Origin of the sequence: Oceanobacillus luteolus (genome assembly GCF_042678205.1) — a bacterium.
Lineage (GTDB): Bacteria > Bacillota > Bacilli > Bacillales > Amphibacillaceae > Oceanobacillus > Oceanobacillus luteolus.
The window spans coordinates 128,292-144,687 of sequence record NZ_JBHUDE010000009.1 but is presented as its reverse complement, the minus strand read 5'-3'; the positions used below and the strand labels follow the sequence as shown (position 1 = coordinate 144,687).

Below are 16,396 nucleotides of genomic sequence, written 5' to 3'. Positions count from 1 at the left end.
TGTTGTTTAATAAGAAAACGGGGTTTTCTTATTAAGTTTATGCTTGGCCACTCACGTGACCTTGCTTGACATACTGGTTGTTTTGTTCAGTTTTCAAAGAGCAAACATTTCGTTGCCGTTCGTAACGGCGACTTTTCTAATATAACATGGTTGAAATATCTTGTCAACAACTTTTTTAAAATGTTTTTTTCGAAGTTGTTGTCATTTCTTTTTTATAGCGCCGTTTAGCGCAACGAATATTAATTTACCATGTTTACGAAATGAATGCAAGTAGTTTTTTAAAAAAATATACGTAAATAAAATACACGTACTATTCTGTACAAATAAATCCTTAAACATTAAGATACCCAGTTCACCTGAAAGTAAACTGGGTATAATACATCTAATTTATTTATTACGCATTTGCGGGAAAAGCAGAACGTCACGAATAGAAGGAGCATTGGTCAGTAACATGACGAGACGGTCAATACCTATACCAAGTCCACCGGTTGGCGGTAAACCAAATTCCAGTGCCTCAAGGAAGTCCTCGTCCATTAGATGCGCTTCATCATTTCCTGCATCTCTTTCAGCAACTTGTTGTTCGAAACGTTTGCGTTGCTCGATTGGATCATTCAATTCACTGAAGGCATTCGCATGTTCACGCCCTACAATGAATAACTCGAAACGATCGGTAAAACGTGGATCTTCTTGATTAGTTTTCGCCAAAGGAGAAACTTCAACTGGATGTCCATAAATGAACGTAGGCTGAATAAGTGTATCTTCTACTTTTTGTTCAAAGAACTCATTCAAGATATGACCATAGGACATGCTTTCTGTAATTTCCACACCATGCTCTTTAGCTAATGCACGTGCTTCTTCATCTGTAAGCTGCTGCCAGAAATCTACACCTGTAACTTCCTTAACAGCATCTGCCATATGAAGTCTCTTCCATTCTGGCTTAAGGTTGATTTCATGTTCACCATACGTAATATCGGTTGTTCCCAAGACTTCTAGAGCAATATGTGCAACCATATTTTCTGTAAGTTTCATAATATCCTCAAAGTCAGCGTATGCTTCATATAGTTCAATCATTGTAAATTCAGGGTTATGACGAGTGGAGACCCCTTCATTACGGAACACTCTTCCGATTTCATAAACTTTTTCCATACCACCGACTACGAGACGTTTTAAATGTAATTCAATTGCAATACGCATGTATAAGTCGATGTCGAGTGCATTGTGGTGGGTAATAAATGGACGGGCCGCCGCTCCACCAGGAATACTATGCATCATCGGTGTTTCAACTTCCAAGAATCCTTGGTTATTCAAATACTCACGCATTGTTTGGATGATTTTACTACGTTGAATGAAAGTCTCACGGCTCTCAAGATTAGTGATCAAGTCTAAGTAACGTTGACGATAACGTTGTTCCACGTCTTTTAAACCATGATATTTCTCAGGAAGCGGACGTAATGATTTCGTCATCAATTCTAATTGCTCCGCTTTAATTGATAGTTCTCCAGTGTTTGTTTTAAAAACCTTACCTATAATACCGATAATATCGCCTAGATCGAGAGTATTAAATACGTCATAAGCTTCATCACCGATAGCATCTTTTCGTACATATACTTGAATTTGGCCACTCATATCTTGGATATGTGTGAAACCTGCCTTCCCTTTACCACGCTTTGTCATGATTCGGCCGGCCACAACTACTGGGATATCTTTTTCCTGCAACTCTTCCTTTGAAAACAATTCATAGTCTTTTATAATATCTGCTGCAAGATGCGTTCTTGCAAACTTACCGCCAAAAGGATCCACTCCTTGTTCTTGCAAATTTACAAGTTTATCTCTTCGCACCTGCATTTGATCTGTAAGTTCCTCTGACAAAGTCAATCACTCCTGTCTTAATGTATGTATAACTTTAATGTAATTTACTACCTAGAGTTTTCTTTTAGCCTACTATAGCACAGAAAAACCTACCAGCAAACACTGGCAGATTCTTGTTAACTTCACGGCTCCCTCTATATAGAAGCAATGTAGCTTTTTACCTCAATTGCTTCTCGCACCACAATTAACGGTTATTATTATATCATATAATATTCTACCGTTTTTTCACTGTTTCTACATCACGTTGCGGTAGCTCTTCTAACAATTCTTGTGCGGTTTTACCAAACTGCACTATCTCTTCCTCCGCAATTTCCGCCAGGGGCACAAGCACAAATGCACGCTCATGCATCCGCGGGTGTGGAATCGTCAATTGTTCATCCGTGCTACTTTCTTGATTATACAATAAAATATCAAGGTCGATGGTACGTGGACCGAACCGCACGTCCCTTGTCCTGCCAAGTTTTTGCTCTATCCCTTGAATCGTCTCTAATAAGTCATATGGCTCCAATAAGGTTTGGATTTCAATAACCATATTTAAAAAGTCATCTTGTTCCACATAGCCGACAGGCGCCGTTTCGTAGATGGATGAACGCTTTTGGATAGCGATTGCTTCATGCGCCTCCAGTAGATTCAGAGCTTCACTTAAATAGAAATCCCGCGGTTCAATATTTGTTCCAAGTGCAATATATGATTTATTCATCGTTGATTCTCCCTATATATTTCTACAGCTACTGAACGATACTGTCCATCGATTGGTGGATTGGGCTTTACTACTACAACTCGGCAAGCTTGTAATAATGGGAAAGTCTGAAGAAGCTTTTCAGCCACAGACTCAGCAACAGCTTCTATTAGATTCTTTGGTTCTCCCTCCACAATGCTTCGGACAAGCTGATAGACTTCACCATAATGGATGGAATCTTCCATTTTATCCGATTGGCCTGCTTGTTTTAAATCAAGAAAGAGTTCTAAATCTACATGAAAACGTTGGCCAAGTTTTCGTTCCTCCGGGAATAACCCGTGATATCCATAGAACTGCAACTCATTCAAACTTATTTTATCCATTATATACACCTTTTCCAAGCATGGCATCCGTCATTCTTGCAATATCTGCATTCACCTTTACGTTATGAACCCTTACAATAGAAGCACCCTTTGTGATTCCAAGGCAAGTGGTCGCTCCGGTTCCATAGTCACGAGCATCCGGCTGCACATCAAGTACATGACCAATCATGCGCTTCCTCGATGTCGCAAGTAACAACGGATACGGCAACTGTTGAAACATTTCTAGTTTCTGCATGACCATTAAATCGTCTTCCCTCGATTTTGCAAAGCCAATTCCCGGGTCGATGATGATATGATGTTCTGGAACACCTGCATCTTTAGCGATTTTTATGCTTTCCTTTAAATCTTGGATCATATCCAGAATAAGATCCTGATAATCTTCATTTGTCCGATTATGCATCAAGATAATAGGTACGTTATGCTTAGCGACCACTTCTGCGATAGCCGGATCTTTTTTGGCTCCCCAAATATCATTGATAATATCAGCGCCAGCTTCAATCGCTGCTTCTGCAGTTTCCGCTTTGAATGTGTCAACAGAAATAGGAATGTTAAGCTTTTCTTTTATAGCTTTTATTGAAGGTACGATACGAGAGATCTCATCTTGTGCAGATACCGGAGTATGTCCTGGCCGGGTAGATTCTCCACCGATATCGATAATGTCCGCACCCTCTTCTGCCATTCGGACAGCTTGTGCCACTGCTTTCTCTACCGTCGTATAACTGCCGCCATCCGAAAAAGAGTCTGGTGTCACATTTAATATACCCATAATATGTGTTCGTTCCGCTAAATTTAACGATTTAGTCTTCGTCTTCACTATCATGATTCTTGCTTCTCCTCAAAAAACATTTATTTGTATCGTAACACATTCAATTCCAATAAGACAAAAACATACTACTTATGCATGGATAATATTCCCCAATTCAAAAAGGATTAACAGAACAAATCTGCTAATCCTTCAAAACAATCCATTTATTCTTCATCAAATTGGAATAATGCAGTCGATAAGTAGCGCTCTCCGTTATCAGGCAAGATAGCTAGTACTTTCTTTCCTTTACCTAATTCTTTAGCGACTTTCAATGCTGCCGCAACTGCTGCACCAGAAGAGATACCACCGAGGATCCCATTTGTAGTTGCAAGCTTACGGGAAGCTTCAAAAGCTTCTTCATTTTCGATTTGAATAACTTTATCATAAATATCTGTATCAAGGACATTCGGAACAAAACCTGCACCAATTCCTTGGATTTTATGCGGTGACGGAGATCCACCTGATAATACTGGAGAATCTTTTGGTTCTACAGCAAAGAGTTGCACATTTTCAAAATGGGATTTCAACACTTTTCCTGCACCAGTAATCGTACCTCCTGTACCGATACCAGAAATAAAAGCATCCAAGCCATCCTTCATTTGCTCAACAATTTCTTTCCCAGTTGTTTCTTCATGGACCTTAGGGTTTGCCGGGTTATCAAATTGCTGTGGCATGAAATAACCATGTTCATCTTTTAGTTCGTTAGCCTTTTTAATGGCACCTTTCATACCATCCGCCCCAGGAGTAAGCACCAACTGAGCTCCGTAAGCCCGCAATAGATTGCGGCGCTCCTGACTCATTGTGTCAGGCATGACTAATACAGCTTTATATCCCTTTGCTGCTGCAACCATAGCAAGTCCAATACCAGTGTTTCCACTTGTCGGTTCAATGATCGTATCTCCAGGCTTCAATTCTCCGGCTTCTTCTGCAGCCTCTACCATAGAAACAGCTATACGATCCTTTACAGAGCTTCCCGGGTTCATGAATTCAAGTTTCACGTATACATCAGCTGAATTATCATCTGTAAGATTGTTCAATTTAACAATAGGTGTTTCACCGATCAAACGGGTAATATCATTAGCAACTCTCATAAGACCCCTCCTAATTCCCAGTAAATTAATATGATTTCCGATTAATTATAATGTATGTTTAATCGGAAAGTTTGTCAACTATTTTGTTGTTGCAACAATACGAATAATAAAGCATTTTCGTAAAAAAAATGCCGTTCATTATCTGAACGGCTTCCGTTATTATTTGGAATAAATCCAGTCAACTTCGACTTTTTCCCATAATGGGTTTGCTTGTAAGGCAATCTTTTCTTCATGAAGAATCAATTCATTTTCAACATATGGCTTAATCTCTTCATAACTGAATTCAATTGCTGGAAGTGCTTGATGCAAGTAGATGATTGCAATCCCGTTATCTGCGGCAAATGGTTCTGAATAAGTATGTTCATCCATTTTGTTAGCAACTTCCTCATATCCATTCGGGAAGAATTGGCTGCTTGTATTAATAAACCCTAAATATCCGCCGCTATGTTTCGTCTCATCATCATTCGAATACTCTCTTGCTAATTGCTCAAAACTGGCCCCTTGTTCCAATTCTTCATATACCTTCTCTGCAGTCTCCATATTTGAGACTAGAATATGAGATAATTGCATAGCAGAGGAGAAGTCATATTGGTTTTTATAATCAGCGTAATAGCTTTCGATTTCAGATTCGGGAATAGAATATTCCTCTGTCAGTAAAAATTCGAGTTGATATCGATAAATCAGTTCTTCTCGCCACTTCTCTTCTTCCTTATTCAACTCTTCTTGCGTTAATGGTCCTTGCATAGACGTCAAATAAGCAAGATCACGTTCAATGACCTTTTCACTGATTTCAATGTTTTTCTCAGCAGCTAATTGAGAAACGATTTGACGATCGATGATAGATTTTAATGCTTTTTCACCGTGCGTTTCACGCAGATTAGCCATCCAATCTTCATAAGTCACATCAGTCCCGTTAATCGTCGCGACCGGCTCTTTACTTGTAATGGCAGCTTCTCCATCTTTTACAACAACCTTATCATCTTGCATCATGAAAATGAGTGAAGCAATGTTGGTAATAAGGAGTACTATGATGATACCCCATAATAATTTCTTGGACATACGACTACTTTTCTCCCTCGTTTATTGTTTCAATTCTTCTAGTTCGTCCGTCGTAAAATGATATTCTTCACTACAGAAATGACAGGTAGCACTTGCTCCTCCATCTTCTTCTATCATCTTTTCGATTTCATCATTTCCTAAACTGCTAATCGCATTAGCGATTCTTTCTTTTGAGCAGCGGCAACGGTATTCGATAGGCATTTTCTCATGAATGGTAAATGGTTCATCTCCAAATAACTTCTCCAACAACTGTTCTGGTGTGTAACCCTGTTCGATAAGTTTAGAAATGGCTGGAAAATCTTTTACTTGTTCCTCTAACTTTTCAATGACCTCATCATCTGCTCCAGGCATTACTTGAACGATAAATCCTCCTGCTGCAAGAATCGTATGATCCGGGTTAACGAGGACACCAGCTCCTACAGCTGATGGAACTTGTTCTGAAGTCGCAAAGTAATAAGTGAAATCCTCACTGATTTCTCCAGAAACGATTGGAACTTCTCCAGTAAAATAATCTTTCAATCCAAGGTCTTTAATGACACTTAAGCTGCCAGATGTACCAACTGCCCGTGCGACGTCGAGTTTACCTTTGTCATTCAATTCAAAATCGACGTGGGGATTTGTCACATACCCGCGCACATGACCGTCTGCATTAGCATCGACGACAATTGCTCCAATCGGGCCACCGCCTTCAATTTTAATTGTATTGGAATCTTCACCTTTTAACATGGCACCCATCATTCCGGCAATCGTTAAAGTTCTCCCTAAAGCAGCAGAAGCAGTTGCCCATGTATCCTGGCGTCTTCGCGCCTCCTCCACCGTGTTCGTAGACGCAGCTGCATAAGCACGAATCCTACCGTTATATGCAGTCGCTTTAATTAAATAATCTTTCATGCTGTTAACTCCTTTATGAAATATCTTTTAGTCGGTTATATATGATATTCAACCCTTTTAATGTCAAATAACGATCTACAACATCAATCGCTTTCGAATCTTTGGCAATCAGACCGGCCAAACCACCTGTAGCGATTACTTTCACATCTCGGTCGATATCTTCTAACATCTTGTCAATTATACCATCGACCAATGATACATACCCGTAATAAATTCCTGATTGCATCGCTTCTACTGTTGATCTTCCTATAATATGCTCTGTCTCCATAATTTCTATTTTCGGAAGTTTGGAGGCTTTGCTATATAATGCCTCCATCGAGATATTGATCCCTGGCGAAATTAGACCGCCATGGTAATATTCATTTTCATCTATATAACAGAAAGTAGTGGCTGTTCCAAAATCAATCACAATGACAGGTGCGCCATATGTTTCTATGGCACTAACCGCATTGACAATCCGGTCGGCACCAACTTCCCGTGGATTAGGATAGCTCATCTTGAGATATCGGGAAATATCCTGATTTCCAACAACTACTGGTTCCAACTGAAAGTAATTCCTGCTCATTTTTTCCAATGCGTACATAATAGGTGGCACCACAGAGGAAATCACCACTCCATCTATGTCAGTAAAAGAAATCCCTTTATAACTGAAAAGCGAATGGATGAGCATCCCGAACTCATCCTCGGTCTTGTGTCGATCTGTTTTGATCCGCCATTCGTGTAAAAGTTCTTTTTTTTCGAAAACACCTAAAACCGTGTTCGTATTCCCTACATCCAAAACAAATAACATTCGAATCAGACCTTCCTATTTTTCTAAGTTTAAATATAGCATAGGTAACTGGAAAAATGAAAATGGCAGAGCTTGAATATCCACTTCTTTTCATCAAGTATTTCTTCCGCGTAGACTTGGATTAAAAAAAGCAGCCATCCCTTAGCATGGCTGCTTTTCCATTAGTTATTATTCTTATGATCATCGTCACCCATAATCGGATCATTGATATGTCGTTTTTCTTCGGTAGCTTGAGATTCATCGCGTCTTTCTTCCTCGCGTTTCTCCTCAGCTTCTTTCTTCACTTCTTCATAAGATTTTCCGACTTTATCCGGATCTTCGTTCTCTTCTTTTGAATTGATGTTCACTTTAACGTCCTCGTTGTCCTCGTCTTCTTCCACTTCCAACGGCTCCGGTAAAACTCCATCGTTAAAGAGAGATTCGATTTGGCGTCGGTCTAGAGTCTCAACTTCAAGAAGTGTTTGAGCAATCAGCTCCAACTGTTCACGATGTTCTGTAAGGATTGTTTTCGCACGCTCATAACAGTAATTGATGAAGTTCTGCATTTCCTTATCAATTTCATAAGCGATTTTTTCACTGTACGTCTGATTGTTCTGGATGTCACGGCCAAGGAACACATTGCCGCCCTCTCCACTAGAAAATTGGATTGGACCAATTTTGTCACTCATTCCGTATTCAGTAATCATTTTATGAGCGATACTAGTTGCTCGCTGGAAGTCATTATGCGCTCCGGTACTAACCTCACCAAAGATGATTTCCTCCGCAACTCTTCCTCCGAGTAAACCAGTTATCTTATCGAATAATTCCGGTTTCGTCATAAAGTAGCGATCCTCTTTAGGCAGCATGACAGCATAGCCACCAGCTTGGCCACGTGGTACAATCGTCACCTTATGTACGACGTCTGCATCATCAAGCACCATGCCGACAACGGTGTGTCCACTCTCATGGTACGCGACAATATTTCTTTCTTTCTCAGAAATGACACGACTCTTCTTCGCAACACCCGCGATGATACGGTCGGTCGCTTCATCCACATCAGCAGAAGTAATGAACTTACGATCATCCCTCGCTGCAACCAATGCCGCTTCGTTCAACAGGTTTTCCAAATCTGCTCCAGAGAAACCTGGTGTACGCTGAGCAATGACCTTAAGATCGACTGTCTTATCCAATGGTTTGTTACGAGCATGTACTTTAAGTACTGCTTCACGCCCTTTAACATCAGGACGTCCAACCATAATCTGTCTATCAAAACGACCTGGACGTAAGAGTGCCGGGTCAAGGATATCTGCACGGTTTGTAGCCGCAATAATGATAATTCCTTCATTTGCACTAAAACCATCCATCTCAACAAGTAACTGGTTCAACGTCTGTTCACGCTCATCGTGCCCCCCGCCAAGACCTGTTCCACGTTGACGACCAACTGCATCAATCTCGTCAATAAAGATGATACATGGTGCATTTTTCTTCGCGTTCTCAAACAAGTCACGGACACGGGATGCTCCGACCCCGACAAACATCTCTACGAAGTCAGAACCACTGATTGTAAAGAAAGGTGTTCCCGCTTCACCGGCAACTGCACGAGCCAGAAGCGTTTTACCTGTTCCTGGTGGTCCTACTAACAGCACACCTTTTGGAATACGCGCACCGACTGCTGTGAATTTACGAGGATCTTTTAGGAACTCAACAACCTCGACAAGCTCCTGCTTCTCTTCATCAGCACCAGCAACGTCTTTAAAACGCACTTTCTCTTTTTCACCCGATACCATCTTAGCCTTACTTTTCCCGAAATTCATAACACGGCCGCCACCGCCGCCACCTTGCGCTTGACTAAGAATGAATAAGAAAAATAGACCTATTAATAGGAAGGGAACAAGGGTTGTAAGAAAAGTAACCCAAGGGCTTGGACGTTCTTCTTCCTCTGCTTTCAAAACACTATTATCTCTTGCAAGTTGTGTGATTTCAGCAATCACATTTGTATTATCTGGAACTTGGGAAACAAAAGTTTGATTATCATCATGAAGCACACCAGTAATTCGGACAATGCCATTTGCTGGTTGTAGCGTCAATTCTTTTATCTCGCCATTTTCTAAAGCATCTATAAATTCGTCTACATGATATTGTTCACTTTCTTCGCCTGGACCATTTAGTACACTAATTACGCCAATAATGACGAAGAATATAAGTACCCAAAAGAATACGTTACGAAATATCTGACTCATTACTTACCTCCTCCCATACCGGGAAAACTATATTACATAGTACCATATGAAAAAGTTATTATACAACTAATTGCGCTTTAGAATTCACTTTTATTTTTCACCGTCGGTTCAGCTGTTTCATCCCCATTTACTGGCACTTTATCCGGTGAAAGAATTACTCTTTGTCCTGATAGATTTCCTCTTTCAGTACCCCGATGTATGGAAGGTTTCGGTATCGTTGATCATAATCCAAACCATAGCCAACAACAAATTCATTTGGAACTTCGAAGCCCACAAGATCAGCAGATATTGCAGCTGTGCGTCCTGATGGTTTATTAAGCAGTGTTACGATTTTAATGGAATTTGCTTTCCGGTATTTGAAGAGGTCGACTAAATAACTTAATGTTAATCCACTGTCAATAATATCCTCTATAATGAGAAGATCACGGCCTTCCACCTTTGTATCAAGGTCTTTCACAATTTTAACTTCTCCACTTGACTTCGTTCCACTTCCATAACTGGAAACATCCATGAAATCAAGCTCCACATGAATATCCATATGACGTACGATATCCGACATGAATGGCATGGCACCTTTTAGTACACCGATAGCGAGCGGGAATTTCCCATCGTATTCTTCCGCCAGCTGCCTGCCAAGTTCCTTACATTTTTCTTGAATTTCTTCCTCAGTTATTAAGATATGCTTAATATCTTTGTGCATACTATCCTTTAACATTCTTATCCTCCTACTGGTGTCCTTTTTCGTATTGTATACATACAAACTGTTTATCATTTACTTCTATTTGCTTACCTTTTTTCAGGCCAACTAACCATAATATATGTCCATTGCTATCCACAACGATAGGCCAAGAATTTCTTCTTTCGATTGGGATTTTTTCATCAATAAAGATATCCTTCAACTTCCTTGTGCCTTGCAGCCCTTTCCAGCTCATACGGTCTCCATTTTTACGGGTTCGTACATAAAGTGGTAAGGAAAGTCCGCTAGCGGCAATATATAGTGAAAAAGGGGTTTCTTTACCAATTGTGGCTGTATATGTAGCTTTTATTACCGATCCATCTGGTAAATAAGTGGTACCAGGGAGAACTAACATTTGATTAAAGTTCTCTTGTAGTGGATATGATTGTTCGAAGTAAAAAGTCAGTCTGTCATATGCTCGATTTAATTTTAAGCAATGTGGAAAGTCCAGTTTTGTATTTCCGTGAGACTTACGTATCAGTGAAAAAAATTGTTCTTCATGTACATACGATAAGTGGCTTGGTATTGTTTCGTATAGATAGTTCAATATTAGATGAAAGGCACGTCTTTGTAAAGATTGGTCATGTTTTTTGAACAAATTAATATCCATTATGACTTGATGCTTTTCATGATTAAAGACCACAGCTTCATCGAGCACCTTTTTTGCCTGCTTTTGCATATAGGTCTCATCTTCTTCCAAGTTTTCACTAAGATGCTGTGCCGTCCGATGTAAATTCGCGTTTTTCTCTTTTAATAAAGGAATGACATGGTGTCGATAATAATTTCTCGTATGTATACTTTCCAAGTTTGTCGCATCAATCCGTGGGATGATGTTATGCGTTTCACAGTAAACTTCTATTTCACTCTTCGTCACTGCAAGTAACGGGCGGATGATCATCCCTCCCGCTAATGGACGCTGCACTGGAATCCCCTGAAAAGAAGTTGAGGTTGCAGAGCGGACAAGTTTCATTACCAATGTTTCCACCTGATCGTCACCGTGGTGACCGAGAGCAAGATAATCCGCATGAAGTTCTGTCATCTTTTGTGCGAAGAACTTATAACGAAGCTCACGAGCGGCCACTTCCATGCTGATTCGTTCTGTTCTAGCATGGGAACGTACATCAAGGGATGTTCCATGGAAAGTTAATCCCCAATCCTTGCAAATCTGTTTGACATAGTTGAAATCCCCCTCAGATTCCTCCCCACGAAGCTGATGATCTACAGAGAGCACCTGTAAGTCTAGATTCCATTCTTCCCTTACTGTTGACAAAAAATGCAACAAAGCCATGGAATCTGGACCACCCGACACTCCTACAAGCACCCGAGCACCTTGATGCAACAAGCTATGTTTATCGATGAATTTCCGAACTGCATTCTCCATTAAATTCTCTCCATCTACAAGACTATTCTTACTTAATTTTATCACAGTTATCCATTTACCCTAAAGTAAGACCTTCCAGGTCACGAATAAATTATAGTGATTCGGAACGTTGACTTCCCATTCTAATAAATTTCTTTCAAATTACAGTCAAATCATAAAGGAGAGGAGAAAAGAAAAAGCACTTATTATAAAAATCCAAAAAGCCTCCTTGAACCCACTTCCATCATTTTTCTCCGGATTCCTTGGATTGTTTCGTTGTCTTAACGAAAGTAAAACTTGTTTAAGCTCCCGTTTCATTTCGGTACTTGTCTGATACTTCCCTGAAATTGCTTTTTTTAAAACCGGTGCGTATGGTTTTAACGCCTTCACTTGATCTATTCTTTGATAAATATACTTCTTCCTGTTTTTTTCTGGGCGCGGAAAACGTTTTGGGTAAAAGATTTCCAGAAAAATAATTGCAAACGAAAAAAGGTCGTAACTCGGCTCTGCCCGCCTGGAACCCAGCCCCCAGTACCCTCGATCATAAAAGTCGGTATACTCCTTGATGGAGCGACCAATCTGTGTCATCCCACCAACATCTACCCAACGGATTCGGGGAGGAGCTGAACGGACAATCAAATTCTCTGTTTTTAAGTCACCAAACACCCAGCCTTCCTGGTGGAGTTTCTCCAAATCTTCCAGGAGTTGAATCATAAAGGGACCAAGCCAACTAGTACCATGCTTTTGGAAGAAGTCTCGGACAGTCTCCCCTTTGACATACTCCATGACGTAAAAATAAAAAGTCCGCCCATTTGGAGCAGTCCAATCATCCACATCTAATAAAGCAGGCCCAAGGCGATTTCCCCGGACCTGCTCCAATGATTTCAGCACATTAACCTCCAAAGACATAGACGTTTGATTTTCGCTTATTTTTAAAGCAGCAACCTGCCTATTAGCCTGACATAAATAGACTGCTCCAATCGCTCCTTCACCAAGTTTTCCATTTATGAGATAAGTGTTTCCTTTGAATTTCCCTTTGATTAACGTCCCAGGCTTTATACTAGAAACCTGTTTCTTCAATATCCGATTCATTGCCATGACGGAAACTCCTTAACAAACTTTTCTTACCGAATTGATACATCGCTTCTCGGATTGCCGGACCTGTTGGGGTGATTCCACCACTCGTGATTTTAGGGAAAACCGAAGAAACTGACTCTAGTTTTGGAGTCCAGTCGAGCACTTTTTGTATACTCTTCCGTTTGCCTGGAAAACTATAAATTGCAAATCGATTTTTTCCAATTCTTGCATTGAGACTGATAGATAAGTCGATTAATGCCTCTTTCACCATATGCAATTTATGATGCATGCTTGCACTCGTGTCTACTAGAATGACGACCTCAAGGTCAGACGTTTCTCCCAAATCTTCTACTACCTCAATGATTTCACCACGTTTTTCTGGGTCTAAATCTTCTAATCGATGATTCTCTCCAAGAATTTGTTTCAATTCCTTATTAACAAATCCTTGTAGTGTTTGGTTCATTGCTTGCTTGGTAACCATCTGCACTGTTTGTGATAACGCTTCACTATATACAAGCTGACTGACTCCACCTCCTGAAAGTGCTATATCTTCCACTTCTTGAAGTCCTGAACTTTCTTCTGTTTCGTCATGATCAAGAATTCCAATAACGTTTACAGCAATTCCTTGCTGATAAGCAAGTGCTGCTGTTGCTGCCGGATCTTCTCCATGGTTGGAGCACCCATCCGTAATTAATAAGATTTGCCGTAATGTACCTGTTTTCATAGGTTACCCTCCCGTTTCCTAGTTTTACTAGCATCGCCAGAAAACTGGAAGGATATACCTTAACCAAGCGCCTTCTTCGAGTAAATTGGAACCGAAGCCCACTTCGGCTGGTTCTTCATAATCTTCGAGACTAGAACCGTCATATCGTCATCGATTTCCCCTGATTTTGTACGAATGACTTCCTCCAACAGCAAATCAGCAATTTCTTGTGGATCCTCTGTTTCTATTTCTTTCAAAGTGCGTTTCAGCCAAAGCTCCGTATTCTCCACATGTTTAGGTCCATCAAAAACACCATCACTAATCATAATCAAGATATCACCCGACAAGAGCTGGTCACTGACAATATCGATATCAACCTCATGGATAATTCCCATAGGCAGATTACCAGCCTCAATTTTTATAATTTCATTCCCCCTCTTTACAAAGCTCGGTGCAGCACTCACTTTCAAAAATTTTACCATCGCATGGTTTAAATCAATGACCGCAAGATCAAGGGTGGCGAACATTTCGTCCGTTGTCCGTAAAGCCAATATGGAATTGATCGATTTAATCGCCACTTTTTCCGGGATACCGATTTGTAATATTTGTTGCAACAGCCTCAACGTCTCCTCGCTTTCCTCCCGTGCCCGCCTGCCATTCCCCATTCCATCACTTATTGCCATCGCAAATTTCCCTTCACCAAGTTCCATGGTTTTAAAACTGTCTCCTGAAATGAATCCGCCTCCTTTTGCCGCATTCGCAGCCCCTGTTTCCACAATAAACTCCTTTGCGGAACGAAAAGATAAATAACTGTATCCATTTGGAAATGGTGAGATTTCCTCTTCTTTTACAACAATCATTTCTCCAATAATATCGGATAATACCGGCGCAATCAGCTTTTCTCCTTCTCCGTGATATTCATAGAAAGAAATCGTCATTTCTATATCGACATTTCCTTTATCCAGTTGGAAGATATCAAGCTTTTCCAGTTCAATTCCCAAGCCTTTTAACGCATCTATAATCTGAATCTCCTGCTTTTCGTGATGCTCCCTCTCCTTCAAAATTTCATTCGCAAAGTCGTCCATCACTTCGGAAACGCCAAATAATTGATCCGCAACGAGACGCTTACTTTCAAGCACTTGTCGTCGCAATTCATGATTTGCCATATAATAAGTCATTTCTTCCTTAAGCACTTCTACAACCTTCTTCGATTTTACACAATGGTTTTCAAAGGCTCGCTTCACCTTCAAGCTAGGCTCTTGTTGAATCGCGTAAGCATCCTTCATCCCCTCCATTAATTGATACGTCTTATCGAAGTCCTTCTGCCAGCAGCGTTCCTTCATGAAGCAGCTTTGGCATGTCCTCTCTGTCACTTGACTTAAAAACTGATCCGTATCCCGCTTCTTTGCAATAGTTCCAGTTGGATCAGTTTCTGCGACAGCAAAACTACGGGCAAGTGCATCAAATACTCCAGAGAACTGTTTTACTCTTTTTGCTGTAACATCCCGTACCTTTAAAGAGTACTGCTGCTGTTCTTTAGCATGCTCCTCCGTTCCTGGTATGTAGCGAGAGATATTTGAAAACCAACTCGCTGGAGTCAGGAAGAAGAGTAAGATGGCAATAAGCGATTCGGTAATCGAGCCCATTAATGTGATACTCTCACCGTAAATGACGATAAGAAACGTACCGACCAAAAGACCTGCTGCAACACCAAACTTTTTCCCTTCTTTCAGCAGTCCCCCTAACAAGCCCGAAAAAGCTAGTAGACTCATCTGGAATAAATTCGCCACATTCGCAAGTGATAAAATAAGTCCCACTACTACCCCGACCGTCGAGCCAATTGCCGCTCCCCCGACAAAAGCAAAAACTAATACAAAATACCGTGCAAAAATCTGTTCCACTGCCGCACCATATATTACCCAGCCGATGGTACCTGTTAAAATGGAGGCAATTAATATGATCATACAAACAATTTCTTCATTCTTTAAGGCAGGCTTGTACCTTTTTGGTGATAATAATGGGATGCTCTGCATAAATATAAGTACAAGTACAGAAGCCAGTACACTCTCTACCGCTATAAGCAACCATTCATAAGAAGTAATCGGGTTATGCCATGAATATAGAAACATCCGTGGAAGAAAGGTCGCAATCCCTACTACAAAAGGAAGGACTATCTTCTCCCGCTTCAGTTGCTTAAAAACTGCAATCAACATGAGAAATACGAGCACCGAAAGTCCGACGAATAAAGTATGTTCAATCGAATATGTCGCTGCTCCCAAGGAAATCGCCAGTAACGCATGAAGAGTCCTTCTCCGTTGCATCAGCCAGACACTCGCTATAAACGCTAAGGCAAATGGAGAAACTGCCGACAGCACTACAGCTCTTCCAAGTAAAAAGCCGACCATGACTAAAAGCAAGCCCCGATCAATAAATAAAACCCTCGCCTTTGTCCGCCATGGAGATAGCTTCTCCTTCCCAGCCTTCTGTTTCCAACTTGTATACCCCGTTTGCTCTACCGATTGCATCATTCACCATCACTCCATTCTTTTCTGTTAGTAAACCATATTCATTTTGTTTATGTTGTCAAAATTTCAGAGCGTGTCCAAAAAATCGTTCGACGGGAAATTATAAAGAATTCTGAATTTACACACGAACAAATGTTGTGAAATTCTATCAAACTTTATTCTATCAAGGGGAATGGAGTATTAATGGAAAGCGAATATATGCAGAAATG

At 40.6% G+C, this 16,396-nt stretch carries 14 protein-coding genes; all 14 read right to left on the bottom strand.

Annotated features, from left to right (window positions below):
- Nucleotides 1-387: 387 nt before the first annotated feature.
- Nucleotides 388-1,845: a lysine--tRNA ligase gene (gene lysS, locus ACFSBH_RS03240; RefSeq protein ID WP_379596037.1), complete on the bottom strand. Its 1,458-nt coding sequence runs from the start codon at nucleotides 1,843-1,845 to the stop codon at nucleotides 388-390.
- Nucleotides 1,846-2,083: 238 nt separating this feature from the next.
- On the bottom strand, nucleotides 2,084-2,569 hold the full coding sequence (gene folK, locus ACFSBH_RS03235) for a 2-amino-4-hydroxy-6-hydroxymethyldihydropteridine diphosphokinase (RefSeq protein ID WP_379596030.1): 486 nt from the start codon (nucleotides 2,567-2,569) through the stop codon (nucleotides 2,084-2,086).
- Nucleotides 2,566-2,931 carry a dihydroneopterin aldolase gene (folB, locus tag ACFSBH_RS03230; RefSeq protein ID WP_251516986.1) on the bottom strand — a complete coding sequence of 122 codons (366 nt, stop codon included), beginning with the start codon at nucleotides 2,929-2,931 and terminating at the stop codon, nucleotides 2,566-2,568. Before folB ends, folK begins: the two co-directional genes overlap by 4 nt.
- Entirely contained in the window at nucleotides 2,924-3,751 is an 828-nt protein-coding gene (gene folP, locus ACFSBH_RS03225) for a dihydropteroate synthase (protein WP_379596028.1), read from the bottom strand. Before folP ends, folB begins: the two co-directional genes overlap by 8 nt.
- Nucleotides 3,752-3,900: 149 nt before the next feature.
- Nucleotides 3,901-4,827, bottom strand: coding sequence for a cysteine synthase A (cysK, locus tag ACFSBH_RS03220; protein WP_251516991.1), 927 nt, complete (start codon nucleotides 4,825-4,827; stop codon nucleotides 3,901-3,903).
- Between the two features lie 159 nt (nucleotides 4,828-4,986).
- Nucleotides 4,987-5,886 (bottom strand): peptidylprolyl isomerase, encoded by a 900-nt coding sequence (locus ACFSBH_RS03215; RefSeq protein WP_251516993.1) that lies wholly within the window; start codon nucleotides 5,884-5,886, stop codon nucleotides 4,987-4,989.
- A gap of 21 nt (nucleotides 5,887-5,907) precedes the next feature.
- A complete protein-coding gene (gene hslO / locus ACFSBH_RS03210; protein ID WP_251516995.1) occupies nucleotides 5,908-6,777 on the bottom strand; it encodes an Hsp33 family molecular chaperone HslO in 870 nt (289 codons plus the stop codon).
- Nucleotides 6,778-6,790: 13 nt separating this feature from the next.
- Nucleotides 6,791-7,567: a type III pantothenate kinase gene (locus ACFSBH_RS03205; RefSeq protein ID WP_379596025.1), complete on the bottom strand. Its 777-nt coding sequence runs from the start codon at nucleotides 7,565-7,567 to the stop codon at nucleotides 6,791-6,793.
- A gap of 161 nt (nucleotides 7,568-7,728) precedes the next feature.
- Nucleotides 7,729-9,786 (bottom strand): ATP-dependent zinc metalloprotease FtsH, encoded by a 2,058-nt coding sequence (ftsH, locus tag ACFSBH_RS03200; protein WP_379596023.1) that lies wholly within the window; start codon nucleotides 9,784-9,786, stop codon nucleotides 7,729-7,731.
- 154 nt (nucleotides 9,787-9,940) lie between these two features.
- Nucleotides 9,941-10,486 (bottom strand): hypoxanthine phosphoribosyltransferase, encoded by a 546-nt coding sequence (gene hpt, locus ACFSBH_RS03195; RefSeq protein WP_251517023.1) that lies wholly within the window; start codon nucleotides 10,484-10,486, stop codon nucleotides 9,941-9,943.
- 25 nt (nucleotides 10,487-10,511) lie between these two features.
- On the bottom strand, nucleotides 10,512-11,903 hold the full coding sequence (tilS, locus tag ACFSBH_RS03190) for a tRNA lysidine(34) synthetase TilS (protein ID WP_379596021.1): 1,392 nt from the start codon (nucleotides 11,901-11,903) through the stop codon (nucleotides 10,512-10,514).
- A gap of 147 nt (nucleotides 11,904-12,050) precedes the next feature.
- Entirely contained in the window at nucleotides 12,051-12,980 is a 930-nt protein-coding gene (locus tag ACFSBH_RS03185) for a protein kinase domain-containing protein (RefSeq protein ID WP_379596019.1), read from the bottom strand.
- Nucleotides 12,943-13,683 (bottom strand): hypothetical protein, encoded by a 741-nt coding sequence (locus ACFSBH_RS03180; protein ID WP_379596017.1) that lies wholly within the window; start codon nucleotides 13,681-13,683, stop codon nucleotides 12,943-12,945. Before ACFSBH_RS03180 ends, ACFSBH_RS03185 begins: the two co-directional genes overlap by 38 nt.
- Before the next feature lie 59 nt (nucleotides 13,684-13,742).
- Nucleotides 13,743-16,187, bottom strand: coding sequence for a stage II sporulation protein E (gene spoIIE / locus ACFSBH_RS03175; protein WP_379596035.1), 2,445 nt, complete (start codon nucleotides 16,185-16,187; stop codon nucleotides 13,743-13,745).
- Nucleotides 16,188-16,396: the final 209 nt, after the last annotated feature.

Bases quoted from the DNA above. Each gene is read 5' to 3' on its own strand.
- lysS (WP_379596037.1), bottom strand. From the start codon at position 1,845: ATGCAGGTGCGAAGAGATAAACTTGTAAATTTGCAAGAACAAGGAGTG.
- folK (WP_379596030.1), bottom strand. From the start codon at position 2,569: ATGAATAAATCATATATTGCACTTGGAACAAATATTGAACCGCGGGAT.
- folB (WP_251516986.1), bottom strand. From the start codon at position 2,931: ATGGATAAAATAAGTTTGAATGAGTTGCAGTTCTATGGATATCACGGG.
- folP (WP_379596028.1), bottom strand. From the start codon at position 3,751: ATGATAGTGAAGACGAAGACTAAATCGTTAAATTTAGCGGAACGAACA.
- cysK (WP_251516991.1), bottom strand. From the start codon at position 4,827: ATGAGAGTTGCTAATGATATTACCCGTTTGATCGGTGAAACACCTATT.
- ACFSBH_RS03215 (WP_251516993.1), bottom strand. From the start codon at position 5,886: ATGTCCAAGAAATTATTATGGGGTATCATCATAGTACTCCTTATTACC.
- hslO (WP_251516995.1), bottom strand. From the start codon at position 6,777: ATGAAAGATTATTTAATTAAAGCGACTGCATATAACGGTAGGATTCGT.
- ACFSBH_RS03205 (WP_379596025.1), bottom strand. From the start codon at position 7,567: ATGTTATTTGTTTTGGATGTAGGGAATACGAACACGGTTTTAGGTGTT.
- ftsH (WP_379596023.1), bottom strand. From the start codon at position 9,786: ATGAGTCAGATATTTCGTAACGTATTCTTTTGGGTACTTATATTCTTC.
- hpt (WP_251517023.1), bottom strand. From the start codon at position 10,486: ATGCACAAAGATATTAAGCATATCTTAATAACTGAGGAAGAAATTCAA.
- tilS (WP_379596021.1), bottom strand. From the start codon at position 11,903: ATGGAGAATGCAGTTCGGAAATTCATCGATAAACATAGCTTGTTGCAT.
- ACFSBH_RS03185 (WP_379596019.1), bottom strand. From the start codon at position 12,980: ATGGCAATGAATCGGATATTGAAGAAACAGGTTTCTAGTATAAAGCCT.
- ACFSBH_RS03180 (WP_379596017.1), bottom strand. From the start codon at position 13,683: ATGAAAACAGGTACATTACGGCAAATCTTATTAATTACGGATGGGTGC.
- spoIIE (WP_379596035.1), bottom strand. From the start codon at position 16,187: ATGCAATCGGTAGAGCAAACGGGGTATACAAGTTGGAAACAGAAGGCT.